We start from the raw sequence: 15,567 nt of genomic DNA on the forward strand, positions 1-15,567 counted from the left end.
GTCCTCAACGTCCGTCCTCAACGTCAGTCCTCAACGTCCGTCATCCGGAGGAAGACCTGCTCCAGCGAGTCCGTGACGGTCGAGACGCCGGAGATCGCGACTCCGTGGTCCAGGCAGTGCCGCGACAGTTCCGGCAGCACCTCCCGCGCTCGCGCACCGTGGATGCGTACGTCCGACTCCTCGGTCGTGGCCTTGAGCCCGGCCAGCTCCGCCCAGGCCGCCACCACCAGGCCTGCCGCGGGATCATCGAGGGTCACCAGCAGGTGGGTGGTGCCGAACTCCTCGACGAGTTCGCGCGGTTTGGCGAAGCGCAGCACCCGTCCGTGGTTGATGACCATCACCCGCTGGCTGTTGCGTTCCAGCTCGTCGATGTGGTGACTGGTCCACAGCACCGTCACGCCGTGCTCCTCGCGCAGCCAGGTCACGAAACGCTCGATGTGCCGCCGCCCCACCACGTCCAGTCCCGCGGACGGCTCGTCGAGGATCAGCAGCCGCGGAATGGTGAGCAACGCCCGTACCAGCTGTAACCGCTGCCGCTGGCCGCCCGACAACTGGAAGCAGAAGCGCGGCAGGGCCTCCGTCAAGCTGAGGAACTCCGCCAGTTCCAGCGCCCAGGGCCGCACGGCACGCCACTTCAGGCCGCGGAATCGGGCGGCGATCCGCAGATTGTCCAGCGCCGGCAGCATCATGTCGAACGGGCCTGATTGGTGCATCGCCCCGATGCCGCTCTTGGCGGCGACCGGCTGGCGCACCGGATCGGCGTCGAAGACGCGGACCTGGCCGGAGGTAGGGGTGGTGACCCCGCAGATCATTTTGATCAGGGTCGTCTTCCCGGCGCCGTTGGGCCCTAGGAGCCCGATCGTCTCTCCCCGCGCGATCTCGAACGAGACATCGTCCACTGCCGGTCTCTCGCTGCGCCGATAGCGTTTGGTCAGCCCCGCGGCCGTCACCACATCGCTCGACACGGCACCACCCTTCACTTCCCGCTTCACCAAATGTGCAGGTTGTCGGCTGCTGGAGATGTGTTGCAGGTCGAGTATGGACCGGCGATCAGCGGGTGACACAACCCCACAAACGTGGGCTATCCGGGACGTTATGCCGAACGACAGAGGGCACGTTGTGTGATCACGCCGCGTGTGATCATCATCGGCACATGGACCCGGTTCACTCGCGCGTTCCGTACACCCTGCGCATGCCGGCCGGCAGTCCCGGCGTGACCTGGCAGGTCCCGGAGGAGACCAACCCGGCGACCGCCCTGCCGTGCGTGGTCCTCGTGGACCGTGCGGGGATCAACGAGTTCGCCGTGCTCCAGCGCGGGCTGCGCACACTCGGCGTGCCGAGCGTGCGGATCGACGCCGGGTCGATCGGCGACCTGCGGATCCTCACCCGGCTCGACGACGGCTCGCTGACGGTGAACGGGCGCCGCATCATCCCCACCGTCACCTGGGTACGGCACTTCTCGCCGCGGGCCGTGCGGGGGGAGAACGGCTCGGCGCCGTCCCTGTTCCGGGCCGACTCGTGGGCCGCCCTCATCGACCAGCTGTCGTCGCTGTCAGCCGCCCGGCTGCCCGGTGGCAGTGATCTGGGGCGGCTGGTTCAGCTGGACGACGCGGCGGAGGCAGGGGTCCGTACCCCGCGAACGATCGCCACGACCGACCTGGGGGCGGCGAGCGCGGCGCTGGCCAGCGACCGGGTCATCGTCAAGGCCCTCGACCAGCATTTCGTCGAGACCGAACCAGGCACCCTGCACGGGGTCTTCCCGGAGATCGTGACCGGCGTCGCGGCCAGGAAGCTGCCCGCGCGGGACGCGCCCATGATCGTCCAGGAGTACGTCGACCACTGGGCGGAGCTGCGCGTCTACTTCGTGGATGGCGAGATCCGGGCCTTCCGCGTCGGCAAACCGTCGCCGGAGGCGATCTGGCGCGACGAGGCGTCGGTCACGGTCTCTCCAGCGGCGGCGCCGGAGCCCGTGGTGGAGGCGGTGCACCGGCTCGCCGGGATCTGGGGCCTGCGCTACGGCGCCTTCGACTTCCTGCTGACCAGGCAGGGACCGGTCTTCCTCGAAGTCAATCGCGACGGCGATTGGCGGTGGTTCGAGGCGAAGGCCGGTGTCGACGACGTCTCCATCGCCACGCTGTCCACAGTGCGTACGCTCCACCGTCAGGTGGCCAGGGCGGGTTCGGCGACGATCGATCTGGCCGGATTCCTGGCGCTGGGCACCGACCGGATCAAGCGGGCCAAAGTCGTGACCGCGCGCTTGGACGCCCGCGTGCTCGGCGCGCTCGAGGTGCGGGTGGACGGCGCGATCGTGCACGTCAGCGCCAGGAAGGCGCGGCTGCTGGCCGCCATCCTGCTCTCCCGCCCGAACCAGGTGGTTCCGACGGACCAGCTGATCGACTCATTGTGGGGAGAACGACCACCCCCCACGGCACGCAAGAACCTGCAGGTCTACGTCTCCGTGTTGCGCAGGAGCTTCGGGGATCGGATCTCCTACCAAGGCTGGGGATACCGGCTGGACGCCGGGCCGGACGAACTCGACCTCCTCAGGTTCCGGCGGCTGGCCGGCGCCGGCCGCGACATGCGGCGCAGGGGCGACGCCGATGCCGCGTTGACCGTGCTCGATGACGCCCTGCGCCTGTGGGGCGGTCAGCCGCTCGCGGAGTTCTCGGGTGTCGCCTTGGTCGATGAGGCGGTCGGCAGATTCACCGACTTGTACCTCACGGTAAATGAGGACTGGGCGGAACTCGAGATCGAGCGGGGCGATCACGTCGAGGCGCTGAACAGGCTCGACGACCTGGTGCCTTTCTTTCCCGCGCGCGAGCGGCTCGTGGCGGCCAGGATGACCGCGCTCGCCGGTTGCGGCCGTGCGCCGGAGGCGCTCTCGCAGTTCGAGACCGTACGCCGGCATCTCGTGGCCGAACTCGGCATCGACCCCAGCCCCGTACTCAGGAACCTCTACGAGGAGATTTTCCAAGGGCAGCTGGCCAGGGCCGATCCTTAACCGCTCGCATGGTCCGGCCATACCGCTGATTAAGCAGACGCTTCTAGCTTGCACACAGAGGTGCTTTCACCAGAGGCGCCTCTGGCCAAGGCGATCCGAATCGGGACTTGCTATGGATCTTGTTTTCGACGATCTGATCAACGATCGCGACACGCGGCTGATCGTCCTGCTGGCCAGGGGATACACGACGACAAGAATCGCCCGCGAGCTGCAACTCAGCAGATATACGGTGGCGGAGCGGATCAGCAAGCTCCTCGACCGATTCGCCTGCAGCAACCGGAGCCAGCTCGTGGCGTACTCCTATGCCCACAAGCTCCTGGACGTCGGCATCTGGCCACCGGGCGCCGCCGAGCCGCTTCCTTGAGGAACCCGGCTGCCCGTGTGATGGCTCACCGGGCCGGGGGAGTCGTGTCAGAACATGCCGTGTGGCACTTCCTGCGGTTCGGGGACCGGCTGAACCACGTCCCAGTGCTCGGCGATCAGGCCGTCTTCGATCCGCCAGAAGTCCGCGACCGCCAGCCCGCGCCCCCCTTCCCGAGGGATCAGGTGATAGTGCATCACCACGAGATCGCCTTCCGCGACGACCCGCTTGAGCTCCAGCCGGGAGCTGGCCAGCGGGGAGTCCCTGATGAAGTCGATGAAGGCGCGCCTGCCCGACGGGTTGCCCGGGCTGTGCTCGATGAAGTCCTCGCTCAGGAGCGTCTGGAGCACCTCGATGTTGCCCGCGGCGAACTCCGCGAAGCCGGCCATGATCAGTTCTTTGCTGCTCGTCATGGGAGAACGCTGACAGCGGCCGCCGGGTGGTGTCGATTACCTGGGATGTAATGGCGCAACCCGCGTAGGCTCATCGCCTTACCCCAGCTCCGATGCCCAAATGGTCAGTGATGAGCCTTGTGCCCGTAGGATGACCGGCTGGACCTGATCGCTGTCCAGCTGGGCAAGCGTCAGCCCCGTACGACATGAGAGGCACGGCACCATGGCGAACCGGGACGCCACCGCACTCGATGACCCGGTGGGCGCATCTCTGCGCGGTCACCACGCGCACCATGCCCGTCGGCTCGGCAGCGCGGCCACTTACCAGCCGGATGTCGCGACTTTCTCCGCGGTGTCCGCCGACCCGGATCCGCAGGAGTGGGCCGACCTCGCCCGGCTGCTCGGCCGAGGCGAGCTCGCCGACATGTTCAGCCGCGCATCGGTGCCACCACCGGGCTGGGAGCCGGTCTTCGTCCTCGAAGGCCGCCAGATGACCTGGTCCGGCGGCGGCCGCCGCCCTGCCGAGACCGGCACCGAGGTGGTCGAACTCGGCAGGGACAGTGTGCCCGAGATGCTCGACCTCGTCGCGCGGGCCAAGCCGGGGCCGTTCTGGCCGCGTACCCGCGAACTCGGCACCTATCTCGGCGTCCGCGACAACGGCACCCTGGTGGCGATGGCGGGTGAGCGACTCCGGCCACCGGGGTGGACCGAGATCAGCGCCGTCTGCACCGCCCCCGAGGCACGCGGGCGAGGCCATGCCGCCCGCCTGGTCAGTGCGCTCGTCGCGCGGATCGTGGCTCGTGACGAACGGCCCTTCATCCACGTAGCCGAGGCGAACACCGGCGCGATCGCCCTCTACGAGCGGCTCGGCTTCGAGACCCGCAAGCCCGTGACCTTCCGGGGGTTCCGCACGCCGTGACGGCTTCCGTCACTGAGCCGGGGCGCTACCGGACCTTGATCTGCAGGGACTCCGCCGTTGGCCGCAGGCCGGCGGTGAGCATGGTGGTCTTGCGTTGCTCGATGGAGAGCCGTACGCCCTTGGGGTCCGGCCGTACGGCGCCCGCGAAGGAGTCCCTGCGCCAGTCGGAGAGCTTCTCCTCCTTGACCACGTCTCCGGTGTGCGGCGCGTGCACCATGTATCCGGGCTTCGAGATCATCCCCACGTGCCCGAGTCCGTGGAAGAAGACCAGGTCACCTGGCTTGAGGTGGGCCCAGGAGATCTTCTTGGAGAACGCGGCGTACTGTTCCGTCGTGGTGCGCGGCAGCTCGATCCCGGCGTGTTTGTACGCCTTGAGCATGAGCCCGGAGCAGTCGTAGCCGCTGTCGCTGGTCCCGCCCCAGACGTACGGGATACCGCGCTTCTTCATGGCGAACTTGAGGGCGACCTTCCAGGCCGGAGTGGTCTGGCTCGTCTGCTGGACGGGCTTGCTCTCGGTGCCGGTAGAGGTGGTGGGGCCGACAGTGGTGGTGGGGCCGGTAGGGGTGGTGGGGTCGGCGTGAGCTGGAGCGGCCAGAGTGAGCCCGGCGACGGCGGTCGCCAGGCAGATGGCGAGGGGAGCCACTGCTGTGTCCTTCCATACGGCCTACCGGGTTAGCTGACGGGCTCGGGCCTGGAAGTGGCCCTACGGCAATGCCGATTCGCCCCAGAGGGAACTTGGGTCCCCGGCTCCACGCAGGTGAGTGGATTAGGCGGGACGAACACTAACAAAACGGTCAAAGACTTGTAAACTGTCTAAAATCGGGCGTCAACGGGACGGGGCATGACATGGCAGGTAATCGACACCACCCCGGCAGACCAGGTAGAACCGGCCACTATGCACATGGATCAGCCGATAGGGGAGCTGCTGCGGGACTGGCGGCGCCGGCGCGGCCTCACGCAGCTCGACCTGGCCCTCCAGGCCGAGGTGTCCGCGCGCCACGTCAGCTTCGTCGAGACCGGGCGGACGATCCCCAGCCGGTCCATGGTGCTGCGGCTGGCCGAGCAACTCGATGTGCCGCTGCGCGCGCGCAACCGGATGCTGCTCGCGGCCGGGTACGCGCCCATCTACCCCGAGCGCCCGCTTGACGACCCCGACCTGGGCAAGGCGCACGAGGCGCTCCAGCGGATCCTGCGCGGGCACGAGCCGTATCCGGCGATGGCCCTGGACCACCGGTGGAACCTGCTGCTGGCCAACGACGCCATGAACGTCTTCCTCGACGACGTGGACCCGGCCCTCCTGGAGTCGCCGGTGAACATGATGCGGCTCGGCCTGCATCCGGACGGGTTCGCGCCGCGCGTGCGGAACCTGGCGCAGGTCCGCGGGTTCCTGCTGCCCCGGCTTGCCAGGCAGGTCGCCCGTGCGGGGGACCCGGGGCTGAGCGCGCTCTACGAGGAGCTGCTGACCTATGGAGACGATGGCGAGGCGCCGTTGCCCGACCCCGCCGACATCGCGCTGCCCGTACGGATCACGCATCGGGGGGACGAGCTCTGCTTCTTCAGTACGATCACGACGTTCGGCGCGGCGTTCGACATCACGCTCGAAGGGGTCGCCGTCGAGGCGTACTTCCCCGCCGATGACGAGACCACACGGCTGGTCGGGAACCGCTGATGCTGCTGATTTGGCCAGTTCGGTACGGTTCGCGACACCCAGTTTCGCGTACACGTGGTGCGTCTTGACCGGACTGCGGCTCATGAAGAGCCGTTTGCCGCCGGGTGGCGTCAGTACGCGGCGGTGAACCTGACCCGGTGGTGCCTGGGCCGTTCCGCCTCGTCCAGCAGCACGACCGCGAGGTCCTCCATGGAGATCGCCGAGTTCCCCTCGGCATCCATGAGCAGCTCGTCGGCGCCCAGCCGGTAGACGCCGGTACGTTCGCCCGGCGCCAGCACCGCGGCCGGACTCAGGTAGGCCCAGTCCACGCCGGTCTCCGCGCGGCAGACTTCGAGCTGATCGTTGCAGGCCAGCGCGATGTCTCGGTAGGCGTCGGACATGAAGCGCGGGTCGTCGAGCACGGTACGCCCGCCGGACCCGGGAACGGTCAGCCCGGCCGCCCCGCCGACGAGCAGCAGCCGGACGCCGGTCCCCGCGAGCCCCGTCAGCAGCGCCTTGGCGGCCGTGACGAGATCGTGCTCGCGGCCGGTGGGCGGGCGGGTCGCGCTGATCACGAGGTCCTGACCGGTGCCGAGCCTGGTCACGTCCTCGACATGGGCGGCGTCGCCGACCTGGGGATGGGCGCCGGGGTGCAGTGACGGGAAGCGGGCCGGGTCGCGTACGACGGCGGTGACCTCGTGGCCACGGGACAGCGCCTCGGCGACCACACGAGCGCCGACGCCGCCCGCCGCTCCGAACACGGTGATGCGCATGATTTCTCCTTGAGAAGCAGCGGGAGATGAGGGGGTGGGGATCGGACGGTCAGGGTGCGGGGATCAGACGATCACGAGCGGGCGCGTCCGCCTGACCTGGCGGCTTCTGCTCTGGGCTGTTACGAGGGGCTGGGTCGTTGCGGGGGTCTGGGCCGCGACGAGGGCGGCTGGTCTGGGCCGCGATGAGGGCCGCCACGACGACGAGCCCGCCCACGATCTGGGCCACGGTGAGCGACTGGCCGAGGGCGAGCCAGCCCAGGGCGGTGGCGACCAACGGGCTGAGCAGGCCGAGGAAGGTGACGTGGGTGGGGGAGAGGGCGCGGATCCCGCGGAACCACAGGGAGTAGGCGACGGCCGAGCCGATGACGGCGAGGTAGGCGTACCCGGTCAGGTTCGCCGGGGTCAGAGTGGCGGGCGGCGGCCCCTCGACGAGGAGGGCCACCGGGAGCAGCAGCAGGCCGCCGGCCACCAACTGCCAGCCGGTGGTCGCGAGCAGGGGCGCCGGTGAGGTCCACCGCTTGCTGAGGACGACTCCGGTGGCCATGACGATCGCGCCCCCGGCCGCCGCGGCGATGCCGACGGCGTCCAACCGGGCGTCGGCCCGCAGCACGAGGAGGCTGACACCGGCCACACCCGCCACGGCGGCGATCGCCGTACGCGCGGACAGGCGCTCGCCGAGCAGACCGGAGGACAGACCGGCGACCAGGAGGGGCTGCACCGCGCCGATGGTCGCGGCCACGCCGCCGGGCAGCCGGTACGCGCCGATGAACAGCAGCGCGAAGAACAGCCCGATGTTGAGCGCGCCGAGCGCGAACGCGCGCCACCACCACACCCCTTGCGGCAGGCGCCGGGTGAGCAGGAGGAGGAGCAGCCCGGCGGGCAGGGCCCGGACGACCGCGGCCAGGAGCGGGCGGCCGGGCGGTAGCAGTTCGGTGGTGACGAGGTAGGTGGTCCCCCAGATGGCCGGGGCCAGCGCGGTCACCATGATCAGGGCAAGTCGATTTCTTAGCACTAAGACAATGTATCTCACCGCTAAGACATCCGATAGGGTGAGATTGTGACTGATCATGTTGACCGGGTGCTGGAGCAGTGGGCCGAGCAGCGGCCTGACCTGGATGTGTCGCCGATGGCGATCATCGGGCGGCTGTCACGGTTGTCGCGGCTGATCGGCGCGGAGCTGACCCGTACGTTCAGCGCTCACGGACTCGACTCGGCGTCGTTCGACGTGCTCGCCACGCTGCGGCGCAATGGACGGTCGTTGACCCCGGCCGAGCTCATGAAGTCGGCCATGGTCACCTCGGGGGCGATCACCCAGCGCCTCGACCGTCTCCAGTCCCGGGGCCTGGTTTCCCGTACGCCCAGCGAGAAGGACGGCCGAGTCGTGTATGTCGCCCTCACCGAGGAGGGACGGGAGCTGATCGATCGGGCGCTGCCCGATCACGTCGAGACCGAGCGCCGGCTGCTCGCCGCGCTCTCCGAGCCCCGGCGCGCCGCCCTGGCCGGCGAGCTCAAGGAGCTCCTGGAATCACTGGGCGACACCTTGGACTGAACGGCGTACGCCACCTGCCGGAGGATCGCTCAGACGGGCGGGACGAGGGTGAAGTATCGGTCGAGCACGGCCCGGTCACCGTGCACATCGAGCCGCTCGTACGGGATGCGGTGCCACAGGAACAGCATGAGGTCCGACGCGGTCCCGACCACCTCCACGTCGCAGCCGCCCGATTCCACAAGACTCACGTCGGCGCCTTCTATGAGGCTCACGTCGGGCCCTTCTGTGAGGCTCATGTCGGTCTCGTCCACGAGGCTCACGTCCGCCCCGTCGAAGCGGACCGTCCACCGCCCCGGCCCGTCGCTCTGCCGGAAGCCGTACGTCTCTCCCGCTCCGGGCGGCGCCGCCGTCCAGGCCCGCCGGGCCGGGGCCATCACCTCGAACGTCTGCCCCACCGCGTCGGCCGCCAGCTCCGCGTCCATCGGCCCGGCGATCCCCGCCACCATTTCGGCGTCCCAGCGGTGGATGGCCGCCTCGATCGTCTGCATCCGCAACCAGAACCCGACGCTCTGCTCACCCGACCACGTCCACACCGGCACGTCCGGATCCGTCGTGGCGAACGCGGCCTCCAGCTTGACGGCGCCCTCCGCGAACCAGTCGAGCAGCCCGGCCGCCAGCGGCCCGGTCGCCGGTGCCCCCGCCGGATCCGGCCAGCCCACCGGATCGGCCGGCAGACCGAGGAAGGACAGGTCCGCGGGGTCCGGCTGCTCGGTGAGACGGTCGCCGATGACCCACACCAGGTAGCGGTGCACGCCGCCCAGATGCATGACAAGATCGGGCACGCCCCAGCCCGGACAGGAAGGCACCAGACCGGAGTCAGCGTCCCGGCACGCCGCCTCGAACGCGCGGATCTCACGGCCGAAGTGGGAAAGATGATCCATGCCTTCACTCTGCCCGCCCCACCCGATCCCCACCAGCGGCAAGGCCCTGACGCGGCGCCCACGGACATCCGTCCGGACGGGGTATCCCGCCCGAGAGACTCCAGCCACCACGGGCCGGTTCCCTTCTCCCCCGAAAGAGATATCCCTCCCAAAAGACCCCAGCCACCACGGGTCGGTTCCTCTTCTCCTCCGGAGGAGCTATCCCTCCTAAGGACCCCAGCCACAACAAACCGTCACAAGGATCGAGACGGTCGTGGGACGAACCCCCGGGAAACCCATGGGGGCCACCCCACTAGCGTGGTTGGAATGAGATTCGGCGGGACGCTGGCCGTGCTTCTGTCCGCCTGGTTCATGGCCCAGTTCGACTTCTTCGTGGTCAACGTCGCCGCGCCGTCCTTCGAACGCGAGCTGCACGCGAGCCCCGCCGCCCTGGAGCTGATCGTGGGCGGCTACGCCTTCACCTACGCGGCGGGCATGATCACCGGCGGGCGGCTCGGTGACCGGTACGGCTACCGGCGGATGTTCATCGGCGGCGTGGTCGCGTTCACGATCGCGTCGCTGCTGTGCGGGATCGCGCTGAATCCGGCCCAGCTCGTCGCCGCCCGCCTGCTGCAGGGGCTGGCCGGTGCGGCGATGGTGCCGCAGGTGCTCGCCATGATCTCCGCGGTCTTCCCGCCGCACGAGCGCCGCCGCGCCGTGGGCTGGTACGGCGCGGCCGGCGGTCTCGGCTCGATCGCCGGCCAGGTGCTGGGCGGGCTGCTGCTGTCGGCCGACCTGTTCGGGCTCGGCTGGCGGGTCATCTTCCTGATCAACCTGCCCGTCGGCCTGGTCGTGGTGCCGCTGGCCGCCTGGCTGCTGCCCAGGGTCGAGCCGGCCGGGCGCGCGCGGCTGGACCTGCTCGGCGCGGCCGGACTGGCCGTCGGCCTGGCGCTGGTCCTGGTGCCGCTCGGCCTCGGCAACGGCGCGGGCTGGGCCGCCTGGACGTGGATCTGCATCGGCGCGAGCCTGCCCCTCCTGGGCCTGACGCTGCGCTGGCAGTACGTGCTGGGCAGGCGCGGCGGTCAGCCGGTGCTGGACCTGGCGCTGCTCAAGGTGCACTCCTACCTGGCGGGCGTCGGCGCGATCACCGCGTTCATGGCCTACTTCGCCTCGTTCATGTTCACACTGACGCTGCTGCTCCAGGGCTGGCTGCGGCTCACCGCGTTCCAGGCCGGGCTGGCGTTCGCGCCGATGGGCGTGCTGTTCACGATCACCTCGCTGCTGGGGACCCGCCTGGTCGGGAGGTACGGCCTGATCGTCGTCATGATCGGCGGACTCGTGACCGCGTCGGGCCTGGCGCTGCTGCTGGGCATGGCGGGGGCCGGGCTGCCGTGGATCATGGCCGCGCTGGTGCTCGTGGGACTCGGCAACGGCCTGGTGATCCCGCAGCTCATCGGGGCGGCGCTGGTGGAGGTCGCGCCGCACCAGGCGGGCATCGGCTCGGGCTTCCTCAGTACGGCCCAGCAGTTCGGCGGCTCGGGCGGGGTCGCGGTGATCGGGGCGGTCTTCTTCGCGGCCTCGGCCGGCGGCGACCACACCGGTGCCATGCGCTGGTCGGCCGCCATTGATCTGGCGCTCATCCTCGCCGTGGTCGCGGTGGTGGCCTACAACAGGCGCCGGGCTATTCGGCGGGCGGCGCCGGCAGCGACGTTCCGTACAGCCGGGACACCCGGAGCCTGATCACCAGCCGCCGGTCCGCGACCGCCTGACCCAGGAACGCGGCCGCGCCGACCGGGTCTTCGAGGCCCGCCGGACGTCCCGACCGCATGGCCAGTAGTTCCCGGCCCACCTCGTCGCCGGGCTCGACGCTCACCGGCGACAGCTCGGCCAGGCCCTCGGCCACGGCGTAGGACCAGAAGTCGTCGCTGGCCACGTACAGGGCGGCGCGCGGGTCCTTGTGCAGCTGGCGTACTTTGAGCCGGCCGTCGACCGTCGCGACGCGCACCACCCGCTGGTCGGAGTCCCAGTCGTACACGACGGTCGACAGGTGCGGGCGGCCGTTGGCGTCCAGCGTGGCCAGCGCGCCGAAGCGCTGCTGGCTGAGCAGGTGGGACAGGTCCTCGTCCGGCAGGCTGCTGGGGCCGGGCTCGTAGGCGGCCTGATCCTCGGCCAATTCATTCTCCTTTTCCTGTTGTCGAAACCCTACCCAAGCCCTGGTCAAGGAGCGAAGCGCCCTGTCTGCTATATGTCGAAATATCGGCCAATGTAGGTTGCTGTTATGAATCTCGCGATCACCAGCGGATATGTCGTGCCAGTCGATGGCGACCCGATCGAGGGCGGCACCGTGCTGATCCAGGACGGGAAGATAGCCGCGGTCGGCCGCGAGGTCGAGATACCACCGGGGACCCCTGTCGTCGACGCGGCCGGTGGCTGGGTGCTGCCGGGCTTCGTCGAGGCGCACGGCCACCTGGGCGTGCACGAGGAGGCCGAGGGCTGGGCCGGCCAGGACACCAACGAGAAGACCGACCCCAACGGCGCCCGCCTGCGCGCCCTCGACGCCATCAACCCGGCCGACCTGGGCTTCGCCGACGCGCTCTCCGGCGGCGTCACTACCGCGGTGATCAAGCCGGGATCAGCCAACCCCATCGGCGGCCAGACGGTGGCGGTCAAGTGCTGGGGCCGTACCGTCGATGAGATGCTGGTCCGGGAGCCGGTGAGCGTGAAGAGCGCCCTCGGCGAGAACCCCAAGCGCGTCTACGGCGACCAGAACCGGCTGCCCGCCACCCGCCAGGGCGTGGCGGCGGTGATCCGCGACGCGTTCATGAAGGCGCAGGACTACCGGGCCAGGCGGGCCGCGGCCGACGACGAGGGCAAGCCGTTCGAGCGCGACGCCACGCAGGAGATCCTCGTACGGGTCCTCGACGGCGAGCTGCCCTGGTGCCAGCACACGCATCGGGCCGATGACATCGCGACCGCGCTGCGGCTGGCGGACGAGTTCGGCTACCGGGTGGTGATCAACCACGGTACGGAGGGGCACCTGATCGCCGACGTGCTGGCCGAGCGCGGCGTTCCGGTCATCATCGGACCGCTCTTCACCAGCCGTTCCAAGGTTGAGCTCCGGCACCGCTCGCTGCGCAATCCGGGCATCCTCGCGCGCGCCGGGGTCGAGCTGGCGATCACCACCGACCATCCGGTGGTGCCGATCCACTTCCTGGTCCACCAGGCGACGCTGGCGGTCAAGGAGGGGCTGGACCGGGACGTGGCGCTGCGGTCCATCACCGTCAACCCGGCCTGCATCATGGGCCTCGACGACCGGGTGGGCGCCCTGCGTCCGGGGCTCGACGGCGACGTGGTGATCTGGTCCGGCGACCCGCTGGACATCATGAGCCGGGCGCTGCGGGTCTTCGTCGACGGCCGCGAGGTGTACTCGTACGCGGACGGGGTCGCCGATCCCTACTACCGGGAAGCCGCGAGGTGATCAAGGTCGGCAAGTAATCGTCAAGCGTCTGTCGACGGGCCCGATACATAGTGGGAGCCCGTCCGAAAAGAGGTATGGCGATGACACTGCGGACCCGACCTTCCTCGCTCCCGCAGCGGCCCAGCAAGGCGCTGTTGATCTGCCTGGTGATCTCGAGCGTCCTGGCGGTGATCGTGCTGGTCGGCATCCTGCTGGACGGCGGCCCGATCGGGTTCGGCCTGGCGATGCTGCTGGCGCTGGCGCCCCTGCCGCTCCTGCTCGCGGCGGTGCTCTCGCTCGACCGGCTGGAGCCCGAGCCGGGGCTGCACCTGGGCTTCGCGTTCGCGTGGGGCGCGGGCGTGGCGATCGTGCTGGGCATCGTGCTGACCCTCGCCGGCCAGGCCATGTTCGCCAGGGCCGGCTACGGCGAGCAGACCGTCGACGTGCTGGGGACGGTCTACCTGGCCCCGGTGATCGAGGAGGCGCTCAAGGGCTCGGCGCTGCTGCTGCTCCTGGTCAGAAGGCGGGAGATCGACGGGCTCACCGACGGCATCGTCTACGGCTCGATGGCCGGCCTGGGCTTCGCGACCGTCGAGAACGTGGGCTACTACGTGAACGCCTTCACCGAGGACGGTGCGGGCGGGACCGTACAGCTGTTCGTGATCAGGGGGCTGATCGACCCGCTCGGTCATCCCGTCTACACCGCGATGACCGGGCTCGGCGTCGCGTACGCGCTCACCCGCCGCGGCCCCGCGCGGTTCGCGGCCATCCCGCTCGGCTACCTCGGCGCGGTCCTCCTGCACGGGCTCTGGAACGGCACCGCCACGCTCCAGTCGCTCGGCTGGCTGGGCGCGGCCTACCTGGTGATCATGGGAGCGCTCATCGGGCTCGTCCTGGTGACCGTACGCGAGCGCAGGCAGCTGGTGGCCAAGATAGGCACCTACCTGCCCGCGTACCAGCCCACCGGGCTCATCACCCCGCCGGACATCAAGATGCTGAGCACGCTGTCCGCCCGCCGGTCGGCGCGCAAGTGGGCCAAGGGCGCGGGGCTCGGTCAGGCGATGGGCGACTACCAGCAGGCGGCGACCGAGCTGACCATGCTGCATCTGCGCGCCGAACGCGAAGGCGTGGACCCGGCAGGGTTCGCCGCCGAGCGCGACGTGCTGCTCGACGCCTTGAGCCGGGCCCGGCGCTGGTAGCCACTGTCCTCCAGTTGGAGGCATGGCTCAGAGGCGTGGCTCAGAGGCGTGGCTCAGTGGCGGGTGACGAGTGCGGCCACGGCCGTGGCCGCCGTCAGCGCGATGCACGCCGCCACCGCGACCACCACCCCCTGCTGCGCCCCGAGCCCGCCGATGACCCCCGCCACCCCGGCCGCCCCCAGTGAGCTGCCCACGTACCGGGCGGTGTTGTTGGCGCCCGACCCCATGCCGACCCGATGCGAGGGCACGCTCTCGATCGCCAGATGGGTGATCGAGGAGTTGATCACCCCGGCCCCGACCCCGCTCACCGCCAGCCCGCCGACCACGAGCGCGGGTACGAACTCCCCGCCCAGGCCCAGCAGCCCGGCGAAGCCCAGCGCCGTCAGCGCCAGCCCGAGCGCCAGCCGCGCGGCCGTGGGCAGCCGCAGGTATCGCGACAGCAGCGAGGCCACGAACGACAGCCCGGACCACAGGACGAACAGCAGCGCGGTCCCCAGCGGCGTCATGCCGTGCGCCGTCTGCAGCACGGTCGGCAGGTAGGTGAGCAGCCCGACCACCGCCGCGCCGACCACCAGCGCCCCACCCGTCGCCACCAGGAACACCGGCCGCCGGAACAGCTCCAGATCGATCAGCGGCTCCGCCCGCCGCCGCTCGGCCAGCACGAAGGCCGTCACCAGCAGGGCCGCCACCGCGAACGCCACCAGCACCACCGGCCGCGACCAGCCGAGACGGCCCTCGGTCACGCCCGTGAGCAGCGCGGCGACGCCCAGGCTGAGCAGCACCACACCGGGCACGTCGAACCGCCGGGGCGTGGGGGAGCGCGACTCCTCCAGCGTGCGCGCCGACACCACGGCCAGGGCCAGCGCGCACGCCGCCATCAGCCAGTACGCCGCCCGCCAGCCGATCGCCTCGGCCAGCACCCCGGACAAAAGCGGCCCCACCATGGTGCCCAGCCCGATCATCGCGCCGTAGCGGCCGGTGGCCCGCACCCGCTCCGTCCCCGAGGGGAAGGCGTGGCCCACGATGCCGAGGCTCGCCGCCAGCATCGCCGCGCTCGCGCCGCCCTGCACCAGCCGGGCCGCCACGAACACCACCACCGCCGTGCTAAGCGCGGCCACCACACTGGCGCCCGCGAGCACGGCCGTGCCCGCCACCAGCACCCGCTTGCGGCCGTAGTCGTCGGCCAGCCCACCGGAGACCAGCAGCAGTGCCGACAGGCCGAGCGAGATCGAGCCCAGGATCCACACCGGTCCGGTAGGGCCCGCGCCGAGCTCGTGCGCGGTCAAGGGCAGCGTGACCGTCGGCACCGTGAAGTTCGTCAGCACGAGCAGGGGCGCCGACGAGGCCACGGCGAGCGTTCGCCGGCCGGGTGCGATCACCGGTGTTGGTTCAGTGATTGAACTCATGC

At 70.2% G+C, this 15,567-nt stretch carries 16 protein-coding genes and 1 riboswitch; of the genes, 8 read left to right on the forward strand and 8 right to left on the reverse strand.

Translation table 11 applies throughout. The features are described 5' to 3' along the window. Positions 1-23: 23 nt before the first annotated feature. Entirely contained in the window at positions 24-965 is a 942-nt protein-coding gene (locus tag ACIBO2_RS36375; protein WP_358544924.1) for an ABC transporter ATP-binding protein, read from the reverse strand. Between the two features lie 188 nt (positions 966-1,153). Here ACIBO2_RS36375 and ACIBO2_RS36380 point away from each other — a divergent pair, with 188 nt between their 5' ends. After that, a complete protein-coding gene (locus tag ACIBO2_RS36380) occupies positions 1,154-3,001 on the forward strand; it encodes a BTAD domain-containing putative transcriptional regulator (RefSeq protein WP_397302881.1) in 1,848 nt (615 codons plus the stop codon). A 112-nt stretch (positions 3,002-3,113) separates the two neighbouring features. Further along, on the forward strand, positions 3,114-3,365 hold the full coding sequence (locus ACIBO2_RS36385) for a LuxR C-terminal-related transcriptional regulator (protein ID WP_358544926.1): 252 nt from the start codon (positions 3,114-3,116) through the stop codon (positions 3,363-3,365). Between the two features lie 47 nt (positions 3,366-3,412). Here ACIBO2_RS36385 and ACIBO2_RS36390 read toward each other — a convergent pair whose 3' ends face one another. After that, entirely contained in the window at positions 3,413-3,775 is a 363-nt protein-coding gene (locus ACIBO2_RS36390; protein ID WP_358544927.1) for a nuclear transport factor 2 family protein, read from the reverse strand. Between the two features lie 202 nt (positions 3,776-3,977). Between ACIBO2_RS36390 and ACIBO2_RS36395 the strand changes: the two genes are divergently transcribed. Continuing rightward, positions 3,978-4,673, forward strand: a complete 696-nt coding sequence (locus tag ACIBO2_RS36395) for a GNAT family N-acetyltransferase (protein WP_397302884.1) — start codon at positions 3,978-3,980, stop codon at positions 4,671-4,673. 25 nt (positions 4,674-4,698) lie between these two features. Here ACIBO2_RS36395 and ACIBO2_RS36400 read toward each other — a convergent pair whose 3' ends face one another. Next, on the reverse strand, positions 4,699-5,316 hold the full coding sequence (locus ACIBO2_RS36400; RefSeq protein ID WP_358544931.1) for a C40 family peptidase: 618 nt from the start codon (positions 5,314-5,316) through the stop codon (positions 4,699-4,701). A 3-nt stretch (positions 5,317-5,319) separates the two neighbouring features. Next, a riboswitch (cyclic di-AMP (ydaO/yuaA leader) is annotated at positions 5,320-5,456 on the reverse strand. 58 nt (positions 5,457-5,514) lie between these two features. Between ACIBO2_RS36400 and ACIBO2_RS36405 the strand changes: the two genes are divergently transcribed. After that, the gene (locus tag ACIBO2_RS36405; RefSeq protein WP_397302888.1) at positions 5,515-6,342 is read left to right on the forward strand and encodes a helix-turn-helix domain-containing protein; all 828 of its coding nucleotides are present in this window, start codon (positions 5,515-5,517) and stop codon (positions 6,340-6,342) included. A gap of 110 nt (positions 6,343-6,452) precedes the next feature. Here ACIBO2_RS36405 and ACIBO2_RS36410 read toward each other — a convergent pair whose 3' ends face one another. Further along, positions 6,453-7,094: an NAD(P)H-binding protein gene (locus ACIBO2_RS36410; protein WP_358544933.1), complete on the reverse strand. Its 642-nt coding sequence runs from the start codon at positions 7,092-7,094 to the stop codon at positions 6,453-6,455. 49 nt (positions 7,095-7,143) lie between these two features. Then, positions 7,144-8,079 (reverse strand): EamA family transporter, encoded by a 936-nt coding sequence (locus ACIBO2_RS36415; protein WP_397303249.1) that lies wholly within the window; start codon positions 8,077-8,079, stop codon positions 7,144-7,146. 72 nt (positions 8,080-8,151) lie between these two features. Here ACIBO2_RS36415 and ACIBO2_RS36420 point away from each other — a divergent pair, with 72 nt between their 5' ends. Then, positions 8,152-8,643: a MarR family winged helix-turn-helix transcriptional regulator gene (locus tag ACIBO2_RS36420; RefSeq protein WP_397302890.1), complete on the forward strand. Its 492-nt coding sequence runs from the start codon at positions 8,152-8,154 to the stop codon at positions 8,641-8,643. A 29-nt stretch (positions 8,644-8,672) separates the two neighbouring features. Here the strand turns inward: ACIBO2_RS36420 and ACIBO2_RS36425 are convergent, their stop codons facing one another. Then, entirely contained in the window at positions 8,673-9,524 is an 852-nt protein-coding gene (locus ACIBO2_RS36425) for a maleylpyruvate isomerase family mycothiol-dependent enzyme (protein WP_358544938.1), read from the reverse strand. Between the two features lie 306 nt (positions 9,525-9,830). Here ACIBO2_RS36425 and ACIBO2_RS36430 point away from each other — a divergent pair, with 306 nt between their 5' ends. Further along, positions 9,831-11,243, forward strand: coding sequence for an MFS transporter (locus ACIBO2_RS36430; RefSeq protein ID WP_397302893.1), 1,413 nt, complete (start codon positions 9,831-9,833; stop codon positions 11,241-11,243). Here the strand turns inward: ACIBO2_RS36430 and ACIBO2_RS36435 are convergent. Next, a complete protein-coding gene (locus tag ACIBO2_RS36435; protein WP_358544942.1) occupies positions 11,185-11,676 on the reverse strand; it encodes a TIGR03618 family F420-dependent PPOX class oxidoreductase in 492 nt (163 codons plus the stop codon). The two genes, ACIBO2_RS36430 and ACIBO2_RS36435, sit on opposite strands and share 59 nt — an antisense overlap. Positions 11,677-11,781: 105 nt before the next feature. Between ACIBO2_RS36435 and ACIBO2_RS36440 the strand changes: the two genes are divergently transcribed. After that, a complete protein-coding gene (locus ACIBO2_RS36440) occupies positions 11,782-12,981 on the forward strand; it encodes an amidohydrolase (protein ID WP_397302897.1) in 1,200 nt (399 codons plus the stop codon). 80 nt (positions 12,982-13,061) lie between these two features. Beyond that, on the forward strand, positions 13,062-14,159 hold the full coding sequence (locus ACIBO2_RS36445) for a PrsW family intramembrane metalloprotease (RefSeq protein ID WP_358544945.1): 1,098 nt from the start codon (positions 13,062-13,064) through the stop codon (positions 14,157-14,159). A gap of 53 nt (positions 14,160-14,212) precedes the next feature. Here ACIBO2_RS36445 and ACIBO2_RS36450 read toward each other — a convergent pair whose 3' ends face one another. Next, positions 14,213-15,565 (reverse strand): MFS transporter, encoded by a 1,353-nt coding sequence (locus tag ACIBO2_RS36450; protein WP_358544947.1) that lies wholly within the window; start codon positions 15,563-15,565, stop codon positions 14,213-14,215. Positions 15,566-15,567: the final 2 nt, after the last annotated feature.

The sequence above is a fragment of the Nonomuraea sp. NPDC050022 genome, from assembly GCF_044460705.1.
GTDB lineage: Bacteria > Actinomycetota > Actinomycetes > Streptosporangiales > Streptosporangiaceae > Nonomuraea.